Source organism: Kribbella sp. NPDC004536, from assembly GCF_042873835.1.
Lineage (GTDB): Bacteria > Actinomycetota > Actinomycetes > Propionibacteriales > Kribbellaceae > Kribbella.
The window spans coordinates 1,619,740-1,632,532 of record NZ_JBIALY010000002.1 but is presented as its reverse complement, the minus strand read 5'-3'; the positions used below and the strand labels follow the sequence as shown (position 1 = coordinate 1,632,532).

12 protein-coding genes are annotated in these 12,793 nt (G+C 69.2%); 5 read left to right on the top strand and 7 right to left on the bottom strand.

Features of this window, described 5'->3' with window-relative positions; genetic code table 11:
- The first annotated feature begins 10 nt into the window (after positions 1–10).
- Positions 11–1,135, top strand: a complete 1,125-nt coding sequence (solA, locus tag ACFYRU_RS22600) for an N-methyl-L-tryptophan oxidase (protein WP_387662023.1) — start codon at positions 11–13, stop codon at positions 1,133–1,135.
- An 85-nt stretch (positions 1,136–1,220) separates the two neighbouring features.
- Here solA and ACFYRU_RS22595 read toward each other — a convergent pair whose 3' ends face one another.
- The 5 genes from ACFYRU_RS22595 to ACFYRU_RS22575 all read right to left on the bottom strand — a co-directional run bounded on the left by ACFYRU_RS22595 (position 1,221) and on the right by ACFYRU_RS22575 (position 6,711).
- Positions 1,221–2,015, bottom strand: coding sequence for a sirohydrochlorin chelatase (locus ACFYRU_RS22595; protein ID WP_387662021.1), 795 nt, complete (start codon positions 2,013–2,015; stop codon positions 1,221–1,223).
- Positions 2,012–3,298 (bottom strand): sulfate adenylyltransferase subunit 1, encoded by a 1,287-nt coding sequence (locus ACFYRU_RS22590; protein ID WP_387662019.1) that lies wholly within the window; start codon positions 3,296–3,298, stop codon positions 2,012–2,014. The genes ACFYRU_RS22595 and ACFYRU_RS22590 overlap by 4 nt, the downstream gene beginning before the upstream one ends.
- On the bottom strand, positions 3,298–4,197 hold the full coding sequence (gene cysD, locus ACFYRU_RS22585) for a sulfate adenylyltransferase subunit CysD (protein ID WP_387662017.1): 900 nt from the start codon (positions 4,195–4,197) through the stop codon (positions 3,298–3,300). The genes ACFYRU_RS22590 and cysD overlap by 1 nt, the downstream gene beginning before the upstream one ends.
- The gene (locus ACFYRU_RS22580) at positions 4,194–4,877 is read right to left on the bottom strand and encodes a phosphoadenylyl-sulfate reductase (protein WP_387662016.1); all 684 of its coding nucleotides are present in this window, start codon (positions 4,875–4,877) and stop codon (positions 4,194–4,196) included. The genes cysD and ACFYRU_RS22580 overlap by 4 nt, the downstream gene beginning before the upstream one ends.
- A gap of 142 nt (positions 4,878–5,019) precedes the next feature.
- On the bottom strand, positions 5,020–6,711 hold the full coding sequence (locus ACFYRU_RS22575; protein WP_387662014.1) for a nitrite/sulfite reductase: 1,692 nt from the start codon (positions 6,709–6,711) through the stop codon (positions 5,020–5,022).
- 411 nt (positions 6,712–7,122) lie between these two features.
- On the opposite strand from ACFYRU_RS22575, the gene ACFYRU_RS22570 reads away from it, so the two are divergent.
- From ACFYRU_RS22570 to ACFYRU_RS22560, 3 genes are read left to right on the top strand one after another with little or no spacing between them, the layout of a single operon-like run.
- Complete coding sequence (locus tag ACFYRU_RS22570) at positions 7,123–7,692, top strand: winged helix-turn-helix domain-containing protein (RefSeq protein ID WP_387662012.1); 570 nt, start codon at positions 7,123–7,125, stop codon at positions 7,690–7,692.
- Positions 7,689–8,909 carry an MFS transporter gene (locus tag ACFYRU_RS22565; protein WP_387662010.1) on the top strand — a complete coding sequence of 407 codons (1,221 nt, stop codon included), beginning with the start codon at positions 7,689–7,691 and terminating at the stop codon, positions 8,907–8,909. The genes ACFYRU_RS22570 and ACFYRU_RS22565 overlap by 4 nt, the downstream gene beginning before the upstream one ends.
- Positions 8,884–9,486, top strand: coding sequence for a hypothetical protein (locus ACFYRU_RS22560; RefSeq protein WP_387662008.1), 603 nt, complete (start codon positions 8,884–8,886; stop codon positions 9,484–9,486). Before ACFYRU_RS22565 ends, ACFYRU_RS22560 begins: the two co-directional genes overlap by 26 nt.
- A gap of 69 nt (positions 9,487–9,555) precedes the next feature.
- Here the strand turns inward: ACFYRU_RS22560 and ACFYRU_RS22555 are convergent, their stop codons facing one another.
- The gene (locus ACFYRU_RS22555; RefSeq protein ID WP_387662006.1) at positions 9,556–10,644 is read right to left on the bottom strand and encodes a hypothetical protein; all 1,089 of its coding nucleotides are present in this window, start codon (positions 10,642–10,644) and stop codon (positions 9,556–9,558) included.
- Positions 10,641–11,111, bottom strand: coding sequence for a GbsR/MarR family transcriptional regulator (locus ACFYRU_RS22550; RefSeq protein WP_387662004.1), 471 nt, complete (start codon positions 11,109–11,111; stop codon positions 10,641–10,643). The genes ACFYRU_RS22555 and ACFYRU_RS22550 overlap by 4 nt, the downstream gene beginning before the upstream one ends.
- Positions 11,112–11,173: 62 nt before the next feature.
- On the opposite strand from ACFYRU_RS22550, the gene ACFYRU_RS22545 reads away from it, so the two are divergent.
- The gene (locus tag ACFYRU_RS22545; RefSeq protein WP_387662003.1) at positions 11,174–12,712 is read left to right on the top strand and encodes a DHA2 family efflux MFS transporter permease subunit; all 1,539 of its coding nucleotides are present in this window, start codon (positions 11,174–11,176) and stop codon (positions 12,710–12,712) included.
- The last annotated feature ends 81 nt before the right edge of the window (positions 12,713–12,793 follow it).

The window sequence follows — 12,793 nt, the reverse complement described above, 5'->3', positions numbered from 1 at the left end:
GGGTGACTGCATGGTGGATGTTGTGGTGGTCGGGTTGGGGGCGTTCGGATCGGCGGCGTTGTGGCGGTTGGCTGCTCGGGGGATCGACGTGGTCGGGGTCGAGCGGCAGGGGATCGGGCACTCGTTCGGGTCGTCGCATGGGACGACGCGGTTGTTCCGGGTGGCTTGTATGGAGCATCCGGGGCTGACGGCGATCGCTCGGAAGTCGTTGGCCTTGTGGACGGAGCTGGGCGAGCGGACCGGCGAGACGTACGTCCGTCAGACCGGGTCGCTCAACGTCGGTGCCTCCGAGAGCCGACCGGTGAAGGGCGCGCGGGCCGCTGCCGGTGCGCGGACGACCGATCTCGCGCACGAAGAGCTGGCGGCACGATTCCCGCAGTACGCGTTGGCGGATCAGGACGTTGCCGTGTGGGACCCGGACGCGGGGATCTGCTACGCCGAGCCGACCGTCCGGGCGCACGTCGCCGAGGCGGAGCGGCTCGGGGCGACGGTCTATCCGCACACGATGGTCACGGGGATCGACGTACGGCCGGACGGCGTGACGGTACGGACGCCGACCACGACGATCGACGCCGAGCAGGTCGTGATCGCGACCGGCGCGTGGTTGAGCAAGTTGGTGCCGGACGTGTCGCTGTCACCGCGGCGTACGCCGTTGTTCTGGTTCCAGCCGAAGGACCCGGCCTCGGAGGCGTTCCGGCTGCGGAACTTCCCGTCGTTCATCTGGGAGTTCGCCGACGGCCGCGGCCTGTGGGGTCACGGCTCCGACGAGGACTTCCTGGTCAAGGTCGGCCTCGACGGCGCCGAGCGCGACCGCGACGTCGACCCGGACGAACTCGACCGCTACATCCACCCACGCAAGGACATCGCCGAACTGTCCGCCGCGATCGCGGACCACTTCCCGGACCTCGATCCTGAGCCGGTGAAACTGATGCCGTGCATGGTGACGGACTCGCTCGACGGCCAGTTCCTGGCCGGGCGGTACGGCGACCGCGTGGTGATCGCAGGCGGCGACAGCGGCCACGGATTCAAGCACTGCGCCGGAATCGGCGAACTGTTGGCCCAGGCAACGACAAAGGAGACGCCCTACACGGACGTCTCCTTCCTCGATCCACAGCGGACCTACAACACTCACTAACCTGCGCGTCGGGCCGGCTGATCGGGCTGAGCAGGCTCAGCCCGACGCCGCACGGCTTGGTTGATGAGTGGTGGCGGTCCGCCGATCAGGCGGTACGCACCAGCTCCGGGCGGGCGATGACCGGGCGCGGGGCCGGCTCCAGCGTGAGCAGGTCGAGGCCCGCAACGCCGTAGCGGAGCATGACCAGGCGCGCGACCTCGGCGCTGACGCCGAGCGGCTGCGAGACCGCGACGGCACCCGCGCGACGCGAGGTCGACTCGGCGCGGTCGGGCAGTACGCCGGGCGCCAGGAAGAGCGAGCCGACCGCGACGTGCCGACGGCCCTCGAGCCGCCACTGCAGTACGGCCTCGGCGGGCGACGGCGACGCGGCGCACACGAACGCGGCCGTCACCGGGAGCTTGTGCCGCTGACCCCACAGCCGGGCCAGGCGCGTGACGCTCGCGTTGGCGTGCGAGTCGCTCGAGCCGGCGCACGCCAGCACCAGCGCGTCCAGCTCACGCACCCGGCCGTCCTTCAGTTCGGCGCGCATCCGCCGGTCGAGGACGTCGAGCAGCGTGTCGTCGTACCCGAGCACGTCGGAGGCGATGATCCGCAGCCCCGGGAACCGGCTGCGCGCCTCGTCGACGACGGCCGGTACGTCGATCCGCGCGTGGTACGCGGCCGACAGCAGCAGCGGCAGGACGACGACCTCCTCGACACCTTCGGCGGCGAGCTTCCCGAGCACCTGGTACGGCGTCGGCGGGCAGTGGTCGAGGAAGGAGGCTTCGATCCGCAGGTCGTCGCGCATCCCGCGCAGGCACTTGACGAGAGCGTGCACGGTGGCGGCCGACCGCGGGTCGCGGCTGCCGTGGGCGAGGATCACGAGTGCTGGAGCAGTCACAGCAGTTCCCCTTCTTCGTCGTCGATCATGCCGGCTGCCAGCGTCCACCCGTCGTGGGCGTCGATCAGCAGGAACGATCCGGTGATGGTGTTGCGGGAGTACGGGTCGGCGGCCAGCGGTGCGGCGATCTTGAGTTGCACCTTGCCGATGTCGTTCAGTGCGAGCTCGGCGGCGTCGATGACTCCGAGCGTGTCGAGGTCCAGCGCGCCGGTGATCTTGGTGACGATCGCCTGCGCGGTGGTGGTGGTGTGCTTGATCAGCACCCGGGCCCCGACGGTCAGTGGCCGGTCGGACAGCCAGCTCACGGTGGCGGCCAGTTCCCGGCGGGTACCGGGGGAGGCCTCGGCCGCCACGATCACCGAGCCGCGGGCGACGTCGATGTCGTCGGCGAGCCGGACGGTGACCGCCTCGCCGGCGATCGCGGACGGCCGTTCGGCGACCGCGGTCGACATGGCCGTGACGACCGGCCGGTCGATGCCGGCGATCGACGTACGGCGGCCGGCGGGCAGCACGATCACCGGGTCGCCGACCGTAACGGTGCCGGAGGCAACGGTTCCGGTGTAGCCGCGGTAGTCGCGGTACTCGTCGTCGGTCTGCGGGCGGATCACGTACTGCACCGGGAACCGCAGCGGCTGCTGCGAGGTGTCCGTACGTCCGTTCGCGTTCTCCAGCAGCTCGAGCAGCGTCGGGCCGTCGTACCACTCGGTCTGCGCGGACCGTTCGACCACGTTGTCCCCGACCAGCGCGGAGACCGGGATGGCCTGCAGGTCGGCGATGCCGAGGTGGTCGGCGACCTCGTTGACCTCCTTGGCGATCTTGGTGAACACGGCCTCGTCGTAGCCGACCAGGTCGATCTTGTTCACCGCGAGCACGACGTGCGGCACCCGGAGCAGCCCGGCCACCGCGAGGTGCCGGCGGGTCTGCTCGAGTACGCCGTGGCGTGCGTCTACCAGGATGATCACCACGTCAGCGGTGGACGCACCGGTGACGGTGTTGCGCGTGTACTGCACGTGGCCGGGGCAGTCGGCCAGGATGAACGAGCGCTTGTCGGTGGCGAAGTACCGGTAGGCGACGTCGATCGTGATGCCCTGCTCACGTTCGGCCCGCAGGCCGTCGGTGAGCAGCGCGAAGTCGAAGTCGCCGCCGCGGGCCTCGGAAACCGTCTTCACGTGCGCGATCTGGTCGGCGAGGATCGCCTTGCAGTCGTGCAGCAGCCGCCCGACCAGCGTCGACTTGCCGTCGTCCACCGAGCCGGCCGTTGCCAGCCGCAACAGGGTGCTCATCAGAAGTACCCCTCTCGTTTACGGTCTTCCATCGCGGCCTCGCTGGCCCGGTCGTCAGCCCGGGTGGCGCCACGCTCGGTGATCTCGCTGGCCGCGACCTCGACCACCACGTCCGCCGCGGTCGTCGCCGTGGACGCGACGGCGCCGGTGCAGGACATGTCGCCCACGGTCCGGTACCGAACCGTGCGCGGGGCAACGGTCTCGCCGTCGCGCGGCTGCGAGTAGGGGCCGACGGCAAGCAACATGCCGTCGCGCTCGAACACGTCCCGCTCGTGGGCGTAGTAGATCGACGGCAGCGGGATCTGCTCGCGCTCGATGTAGTTCCAGATGTCCAGCTCGGTCCAGTTGGACAGCGGGAACACCCGGACGTGCTCGCCCGGCCGGTGCTTGCCGTTGTACAGCGACCACAGCTCCGGCCGCTGGTTGCGCGGGTCCCACTGGCCGAACTCGTCGCGCAGGCTGAAGATCCGCTCCTTCGCCCGGGCCCGCTCCTCGTCCCGCCGGCCGCCGCCGAAGACGGCGTCGAACCGGTGGGCGTTGATTGCGTCGAGCAACGGAATCGTCTGCAGCTGGTTCCGGGTCCCGTCGGTACGTTCCCGCAGCCGGCCGTCGGCGATGTACTCCTCGACCTTCGCGACCTCGAGCCGCAGCCCGAGCTCCTGCACGACCGCATCCCGGTACGCCAGTACCTCGGGGAAGTTGTGCCCGGTGTCGACGTGCAGCAACGTGAACGGCACACCCGCCGGCGCGAACGCCTTCCGGGCCAGGTGCAGCATCACGATCGAGTCCTTGCCACCGGAGAACAGGATCACCGGCCGCTCGAACTCCGCCGCCACCTCACGGAACACGAAGATCGACTCGCTCTCGAGAGCATCAAGCTCTGTGACGGTTGTACTCATGTGTGCAACCCGCATTCCACCTTGCCGGTGCCTGCCCAGCGGCCGCTGCGCGGGTCTTCGCCCGGCGCGACGCGTTGCGTGCACGGCTCGCAGCCGATCGACGGGTAGCCGTCGTACTGCAGCAGGTTCACGAGTACGCCGTTGTCCTGGATGTAGCTGTCCAGGTCGTCCTGCGTCCACGGTGCGATCGGGTTCAGCTTCACCATGTCGCGCTTCTCGTCGTACTCGACGACAGGCGTGTTCGCGCGGGTCGGCGCCTCCTCGCGGCGGATGCCGGTGACCCACGCCTTGTAGCCGGACAGGTACCGGTTCAGCGGCTCGACCTTGCGCAGTGCGCAGCACTTGTTCGGGTCGCGGTCGTGCAGCTTCTCGCCGTACTCCGCGTCCTGCTCGGCGACGGTCTGCTTCGGGGTGGCGTTGATCAGGTGGATCGGCAGCGTCGCCGCCACCGCGTCCCGGGTCCCGATCGTCTCGGCGAAGTGGTAGCCGGTGTCGAGGAACAGTACGTCGACCCCGGGCGCGGCCTGCGCCGCCAGGTGGGGGAGTGCGCCGTCGGCCATCGAGGCGGTCACGACGAGCTCGTCGCCGAACGTCTCGCGGGCCCAGGCCAGCACCTCGACGGCCGACGCGTCCGCGAGCCGTTCGTTCGCCTCCTCGGCGATCGTCTTCAAGTCACTCATTCCACCGTCACCCGCAACCCGATCATCTTCAGCTGGAACACCCGTGCACACGGCCGGCACTCCCACGCGCCATGGCCTTCTTCGGAGGGCCTGAGGTCCTCGTCTCCGCAGTAGGGGCAGTACAGAGGTGCCGCACGCTCGCTCATGTCAAGGCCTCCTCGTCCGCCCGGGTGACCCACTGGGCGAACCGCTCGCCCTCGTTGCGCTCCTTCAGGTAGTTCTGGGTGACGCGCTCGACGTAGTCGGTGAGGCCGTCCGCGGTGACCTTGTGGCCGCGGAGCTTCCGGCCGAAGCCGGCGTCCAGCCCGAGACCGCCGCCGAGGTGCACCTGGTACCCGGGCACCTGGTTGCCGTCGGCATCCATCACCAGCTGGCCCTTGAGCCCGATGTCGGCGACCTGGATCCGGGCGCAGGAGTTCGGGCAGCCGTTCACGTTCACGGTGATCGGTACGTCGAGGTCGGGGATCCGTTCCTCGAGCTCGCTGATCAGCTGGGCCGCCTTCGCCTTGGTCTCGACGATCGCCAGCTTGCAGAACTCGATCCCGGTGCAGGCCATCGTGTTCCGCCGCCAGGCGCTCGGCTTCGCCTGGAAGCCGAGCTTGTCCAGCTCGGCGACCAGCGAGTCGACCTGGGACTCCTCGACGTCGAGCACGAGCAGCTTCTGCTGCGCGGTGGTCCGGATCCGGTTCGACCCGTGCGCCGCGACCACGTCCGCGACCTGCGCGAGCGTCGTACCGGAGACCCGGCCGACGACCGGCGCGACGCCGACGAAGTACTTGCCGTCGTTCTGCTTGTGCACGCCGACGTGGTCACCCTGGACCGCGGGCACCTCCGGCGCCGGGCCGTCGATCAGCTTGCGCTTGAGGTACTTGGTCTCCAGCACCTCGCGGAACTTCTCCACACCCCAGTCCGCGAGCAGGAACTTCAGCCGCGCCCGGGTCCGCAGCCGCCGGTACCCGTAGTCGCGGAAGATGCTGGTCACGCCCCACCACGCCTCGGCCACCTCGTCCCGCGGGATCCAGGTGCCGAGCCGCTGCGCGAGCATCGGGTTCGTCGACAGGCCGCCGCCGACCCACAGGTCGAAGCCCGGGCCGTACTCGGGGTGTACGACGCCGACGAACGCGATGTCGTTGACCTCGGGAACCACGTCGTGCGACGGGTGCCCGGTGAGCGCGGTCTTGAACTTCCGCGGCAGGTTGGAGAACTCGTTCGAGCCGATGTACTTCTCGACGATCTCGTCGATCGCCGGCGTCGGGTCGATGATCTCGTCCGCGGCGATCCCGGCGACCGGGCTGGCGATCACCACCCGCGGCACGTCGCCGCAGGCCTCGGTCGTGTACAGCCCGACGGCCTCGAGCGCCTGCCAGATCGCCGGCACGTCCTCGATCGCGATCCAGTGCAGCTGGATGTTCTGCCGGTCGGTGATGTCCGCGGTGTCGCGTGCGTACTTGGTCGAGACCTCGGCGATCACCTTGAGCTGCTCGGTGGTCAGCTGCCCGCCCTCGACCCGGACCCGCATCATGAAGTAGCGGTCGTCCAGCTCCTCCGGCTCGAGCGTCGCGGTCTTGCCGCCGTCGATTCCGGGCTTGCGCTGGGTGTACAGCCCCCACCAGCGGAACCGGCCTCGCAGGTCGGCAGGGTCGATCGAGTCGAACCCGCGGTGCGCATAGATGTTCTCGATCCGGGCCCGGACGTTCAGGCCGTCGTCGTTCTTCTTGTTCTCTTCGTTCTTGTTCAGCGGCTCGCGGTATCCGAGTGCCCACTGGCCTTCGCCCTTGCCCTTGCGGGGGCGGGCGGGTTTGCGGGCAGCAGCAGTGGTGACGCCGGCAGTCATCGGGGGCGTGTCCTTGTCCTCGTGACAGGTGCTCACCAGCGGCGGGGAGATCGAAGCGTCGTCGGTTCGATGCGTTCCGCGCGGTGCGCACCCAGCGGTGATCGGGGATGATCAGGGGGCCGTCGTTGGCCCGGGCAGGGTGGCTGTCAGAACATCGAAGGACAACAGATGGCGCTGCGCATCCGCCCGAGGTCGACATGAATGCGACCTACGAGGTGGGTGGACAGGGCAGCGAGCATGTCCACAAGACTCAGCTCCAGAGCCTGACAAATCAACTCCCAATCCTGCATCCTGAGATCCGATCTCACGATGTGGCTATGTCTATCAGTCTGGTGGGGATTGATTCTGCTACCTGACGCGTTGTGCAAGAACTCTTGTGCAAGAGATCTTGTGGGAGCTACGGTACGGCGTATGACGCCTGCGAACCGCCGTACCGTGACGCCGTCCGTGCTCGCCGCGATGCACCATCCGCTGCGCCGCCGGCTGCTCGACCTGCTGTACGTCGACGGGCCGGCGACCGCGTCCCGGCTGGCCGGGGCGACCGGAGAACTTGTCGGCAACATCAGCCATCACCTGAAAGTTCTCGCGTCCGCGGGCGTGATCGTCGAAGCGCCTGAGCTGGCGAAGACCCGGCGGGAGCGCTGGTGGAAGCTCGGCGACACCTCGGAGTACTCGTGGTCGATCGCCGACGCGCAGGGTGACCCGGCGGGGGAGCTGGTGGCGGCTTCGGCCGAGGACGCGAACCTCGCGCATCACGTCGGCAAGGTGCGGCAGTGGTTCGACATGAGGTACGAGTTCGGCGAACCCTGGGTGCGGGCGGCGTACGCGACCGAGAGATGGCTCACATTGACGCCTGCGCAGCTCGTCGAGCTCAGCGAACGGGTCGAGGACCTGGTCCGGGAGTACTACGACAATCCCGCCGAGGGTGAGGACGCACACCGCGTGTTCTTCTTCGCCCACGCGGTACCTGCCCGGCCATGACCTTCCCGCCGCTGCGTCGGGATCGCCGCGTTCAGGCCTGGATCCTGTCGGCGGCGATCTCGTGGGCCGGGGACACAGCCTGGTACGTCGGACTCGCCTGGAGCGCGGCGCAGGTCACGACGCCGGCCGGTGCCGGCCTGGTGATGGGGATCGGCGCGCTCCCGAAGGCGCTGATCCTGCTGTACGGCGGGGCGCTCGCGGACCGGCTCGACGGGCGGCGGACGATGATCCTGGCCAACCTGGCGCGGATCGTCGTACTCGTTCTCGCCGCCGTGGCAGTGATGCTGTGGGGGTTGTCGCTGGCGCTGCTGGTGGCGGTGGCGGTCGTCTTCGGGGCGGTCGACGCGCTGTACACGCCGGCGTCCGGGACGCTGCCGCGACGGATGGTGCGGTCCGAGGACCTGGTGAAGCTGTCCGCCGGTACGCAGCTGGCCACCCGTCTCGCGGCGTTCGCGGGAGCTCCCTTGGGCGGTCTGCTGGTGGCGCACGGCGGGCTGGTCACGGTGATGATCGCCGACGCTGCGTCGTTCGCCGTGATCGCGGTCGCGCTCGCGTTCGTGGTGAAGCCGCGGCTGCCGCAGCCGGTGTCGTCGGGCGGGTCGATCCGTGCCGATCTGCGGGCCGGGTTCGCGTACCTGAAGCGGGACGTACGGGCGCGGACGCTGGTGATCGCGTTCTCCGGGCTGAACCTCTGCGTCGGGCCGATCCTGGCGGTCGGGCTGGTGCAGCGTACGCATGCGGCGGGGTGGGGGTCGGCCTGGTACGGGTGGTTCCAGGCCGCCTCCGGGATCGCAGCGGCGGCCGGTGCGGTGGTCGCGATGCGGTGGAAGCCCGTGGATCTGGCGCGGTCCGGATTGCTCGCGCTCGTCGTACAGGCCGCTGGGTGCGCGATGATCGGGTTCGTCCCGCAGGTCGCGGTGTTCGTCGCGATGGCGATGATCGGGAGTACGGCAGGGATCGCGTCCGCGCAGTTGTCGGCGGCGTTCCAGCAGTCCGTCGATCCGTCGTACCTCGGGCGCAGCTACAGCATCGTGAACCTGTCCGACGAGGCGTTGATGCCGCTCGCCATGATCGGCTTCGGCGCACTGATCAGCCTCTCGAGCATCCCGATCGCCTGCGCGCTGGTCGCCGTACTCTTCGCCGCCCTCGTACTGTGGGCCGCCGTGCGGGTCCGCCCCGTACACTCGGCGGGTGTCCGGCTGGGAGAGCGTCCGTGAGTTCACGCTGGGGAACGTCGAACGCCCGGCGACCCGGACCCGCAACCGGATCGAGTGGGGACCCAACGCGATCCGCGTCGCGTCCGGCGCCAAGGACGACCGGGTGCTCACGCCATGCGCGTACGTCGGCACCGACCGCTCGCTCTACCTCGACGCGGACCTGACGCAACTGCTGTGCCGGGTGCACGGAACGTCCGAGCACACCTGGTCGGTCCTCGACGCCGACGGCACCGAGCTCGGCACCATCACCCGGATCCCATCGGCTCGCCCGCTGCTCCGCCCCAACTGGACCATCACCCAACCCGGCCACCCCGAGCTCCTCGGTCGCACGGAGTGGCTGAGCGGCCCACCCACCCGGCTGGCAGCCAAGGCCGCGAGCCGCCTCCTGGTCGGCGTCCTCGACGGCCTGACCGGCATCGGCGACGAGGGCGGCGACCAGCCCACCAAGACCCGCACCCTCGAGTGGCGCGCAGGAAACGAGGTCGCCATGTACTCGGAGGGCACGAGCCTCGTCACCATCCAAGCCGACTGGCTGGACCGCCGCCTCCCGTTCGCCTATTGCCTGATCGCCACGTGACGTGCCCCTGGTCGCGGAGCTCGCCGCAGACCATGCACGAGCATCGTCACCGGGATCTGTGCTGGGTCTTCAACGTGACTGGGCATCCCGCGGTGAGTGTGCCGGTCGGGCTGTCGGGTGGGCTGCCGGTGGGGGCTCAGGTGGTTGCGCCGCATGGGTCGGATGCGACTGCGCTGGCGGTGGCGCGACGGCTGATGGTTGAGCTGTCGCCACCTGCCCGGTGACGGGTGGCGACAGGGCCTTCTGCATGGTGTTCGCGACGTCGATCGCCGAGGCCTGCTTGAGGTCGGGTGTGGTCTCGCCGCGGGCGGTCGGGGAGCGGAGCTCGGCGGGCTTCGCGAAGTCGGCGACAGCGGCGACGACCTCAGGGGTGTAGACGTCCTGACGTTTCGCGGCCGGCGCCGTGGATGCGGGGGCCGGTGGGCGGAACACCTCCACGAGCTCGATCCGGAGGAACTTCACGAGTTCCTTCGCGCGTAGCACCCGGCTGCGTCGCAGGACCTCGTGTTCGAGGGTCAGTGTCGCCTTGTCGCGCCAGCTGACGTCGAACATGATCCGGCCGAGGCGGAACCCCGGGTTCGTCTCGCCGCCCGGATAGCCGCGTGCGTTCCCGTGGGTGAAGAACTCGCTGAAGAAGGCGCCGTCCTCGTCGTTCTTCGTGATGTTCCAGGCCCGGAACTTGTCGGTCGGCAGCTCGCCGCGGACCCACGCCTCGTCCATCAGCGCATGCGACTCGGCGTTCAGCGGACGGTGCCCGACATAGTGGTACTGCGGCCGCTCACCATGTCGGCGCCGGTCGTACTCGGCAATGATCTGCGGCCACTCGTCCGCCGAGATCGACCGCGCCAGCCGGGCGGCGAACGACGTACGCGCCCGCAGCTCGGCCCGCGACGTGACCGGGTGATCTGTCCGCCCGGTCATCGTCTCGAGCTTGTCCATCACGAAGGTCGTGCCGTGCGGACCGACGCGGTTCCAGCGGGTGACCTGCAACGAGGGACGGGTCGGCCCGGCGGTGACCGCGTTCAGCGCGCGCAGTGCGGCGATCCCGGCCCGGTACAGCGGTACCCGCCGGCGCATGATCCGGGTCTCCCAGGCGATCCGGTACTCGCTGCCGAGCCACGCCTCACCGACGAGCTGCCCGGCCTCGCGCCGGTTCACCGCGGGTTTTCCGCGCGCCAGTTCTTGATGATCTGGTCCATGTCGGCGTGGATGAACGCGAAGAAGTCGGCCGCCTCGGTCAGCCGCCGGCAGACGGGGGAGTCGTCGGCGAACAGCGCGGCGCCGGAGCGGCTGGCTGCCTCCCACTCGGTGAGCGCGAGGTTCCGGCGTTCGAGCATCGCGGCGAACACGTCCTCGCGGATCCGGTAGTGGTCCTTGCGGGAACCGCGCAGCCGCTCGCGGGAGATGAACGACACCTGCAGCAGCTGCCGGACCGCGCCGGACACCGCGGGCTGGCTGATCTTCAGCATGTCCGCGAGTTCGGCCGCGGTCATCGTCCCGTTCGGGCTGACCATCATGGCGCCCATCACCCGGGCCGCCATGGTCGGTACGCCGGCGTTCGCCAGTGCGCCCGCGAACCGCTCGACGAACTGGCTGACGGCCTCCGGACTGGGTTCCTCCACCATGGTTGAAGCTTACAGTAATTTGATTTATCGCAATTATCACAGACTTCTGATAATTTGAGTTCATGACCACGACCACTCCGGAGCCGACCCTGACCGGCGCCCGCCGTTTCGGTGTACTGATCGCGCTGTGTCTCGCCGTCCTCGTGCTCGGCCTCGACGCCACCGTGCTGAACGTCGCGCTGCCGACGCTCGCCAAGGATCTCGACGCGTCCACCGGCCAGCTGCAGTGGATGGCGAACAGCTACAACCTCGTACTCGCTGCACTGTTGCTGCCGGCCGGACTGCTCGGGGACCGGTACGGGCGGCGCAAGATCATCGCGATCGCGCTGACACTGTTCGGGCTCGCGTCGCTGGCGTGCGCGCTGTCGGACTCGGCCGGTCAGCTGATCGCGGCCCGGGCGTTCCTCGGGATCGGTGCCGCGATGATCGTGCCGGTGACGTTGTCGCTGATCACCGTGCTGTTCCGCGGCGACGACGAGCGGCGGAAGGCGATCGGCTTCTTCGTCGTTGCCAACAGCATCGGTATGCCGCTCGGCCCGATCGTCGGCGGTCTGCTGCTCGACCACGCCGGCTGGCAGTGGATCTTCGTGATCAACATCCCGATCGCGTTCCTCGCCGCGCTCGCCGTCACCCTGCTGGTCCCGGAGAGCCGGAGCGCGAACCGCCCGGCGATCGACTGGCTCGGCATCCTGCTGTCGAGTACCGGTCTTGCAGCTCTGGTGTACGGCGTGACGAAGGCGGGCGAGTCCTCGTGGACGGACAGCGTGACGATCGTGTTCCTCGGACTGGGCGTCGTACTGATCGCGGGCTTCCTGCTCTGGCAGCGCCGGACCACTGAGCCGCTGATCCAGCTGCGGCTGTTCCGCGAGCGGGTCTTCACCGGGGGCGCCGTACTGCTGACGGTGTCGGTGTTCGCGCTCTTCGGCCTGCTGTTCACGCTGCCGCAGTACTTCCAGGGCATCAGCGGATCGGACGCGCTGTACACCGGACTGAAGCTGCTGCCGTTCATCGGCGGCATGACGGTCGGCGCCAAACTCGCCGGCCCGGTGGAGTCGAAGCTCGGTACGCGGTTGGTGATGCTCGCCGGGTTCGTGGTGATGGCCGCCGGCTTCGTCGCCGGCGCGTTCACCGGCCTCGGCTCCGGCTACGGCTTCACCGCGAGCTGGATCGTCGTCGTCGGCTTCGGTCTCGGCTGTTCGATGCCCCAGGCAATGAACGCCGCCCTCGGCGTCCTCGACCCCGAACGCGCCGGCACCGGCTCAGCCCTCCTGCAAACCTTCCGCCAGGTCGGCGGCACGGTAGGCGTCGCCGTCATCGGCACCGTCCTGAACTCGGTCTACCGCCACCACGTCGACACCACCGGCCTGCCCGCACAGTTGGCCGATGCGGCGCAGCGGAGTCTCGCCGGCGGACTCGCGGCCGCCGCCAAGGCCGGCTCACCGGCGCTCGCGGCGAACGTACGGGACGCGTTCCTCACCAGCCTCAACATCACGATGTGGGTCTCCGCCGGCATCGCGGTCGCCGGCGCCTTCCTCGCAGCCGTACTGATGCCGAAACACGCCGTACAGGCGTCGGCGGCGGACGCGATTCGATCCAGATGAAAAGGTCTTCCGAGCTCTGTGCCTGCGGCTGTTAACCGGTTAATGTACGTCAGCGTCCGGTGAACGACCGGTCACGGAGGG

Coding starts and splice junctions, on each gene's coding strand:
- solA (WP_387662023.1), top strand. CDS start 11: ATGGTGGATGTTGTGGTGGTCGGGTTGGGGGCGTTCGGATCGGCGGCG.
- ACFYRU_RS22590 (WP_387662019.1), bottom strand. CDS start 3,298: ATGAGCACCCTGTTGCGGCTGGCAACGGCCGGCTCGGTGGACGACGGC.
- cysD (WP_387662017.1), bottom strand. CDS start 4,197: ATGAGTACAACCGTCACAGAGCTTGATGCTCTCGAGAGCGAGTCGATC.
- ACFYRU_RS22580 (WP_387662016.1), bottom strand. CDS start 4,877: ATGAGTGACTTGAAGACGATCGCCGAGGAGGCGAACGAACGGCTCGCG.
- ACFYRU_RS22575 (WP_387662014.1), bottom strand. CDS start 6,711: ATGACTGCCGGCGTCACCACTGCTGCTGCCCGCAAACCCGCCCGCCCC.
- ACFYRU_RS22570 (WP_387662012.1), top strand. CDS start 7,123: ATGACGCCTGCGAACCGCCGTACCGTGACGCCGTCCGTGCTCGCCGCG.
- ACFYRU_RS22565 (WP_387662010.1), top strand. CDS start 7,689: ATGACCTTCCCGCCGCTGCGTCGGGATCGCCGCGTTCAGGCCTGGATC.
- ACFYRU_RS22550 (WP_387662004.1), bottom strand. CDS start 11,111: ATGGTGGAGGAACCCAGTCCGGAGGCCGTCAGCCAGTTCGTCGAGCGG.
- ACFYRU_RS22545 (WP_387662003.1), top strand. CDS start 11,174: ATGACCACGACCACTCCGGAGCCGACCCTGACCGGCGCCCGCCGTTTC.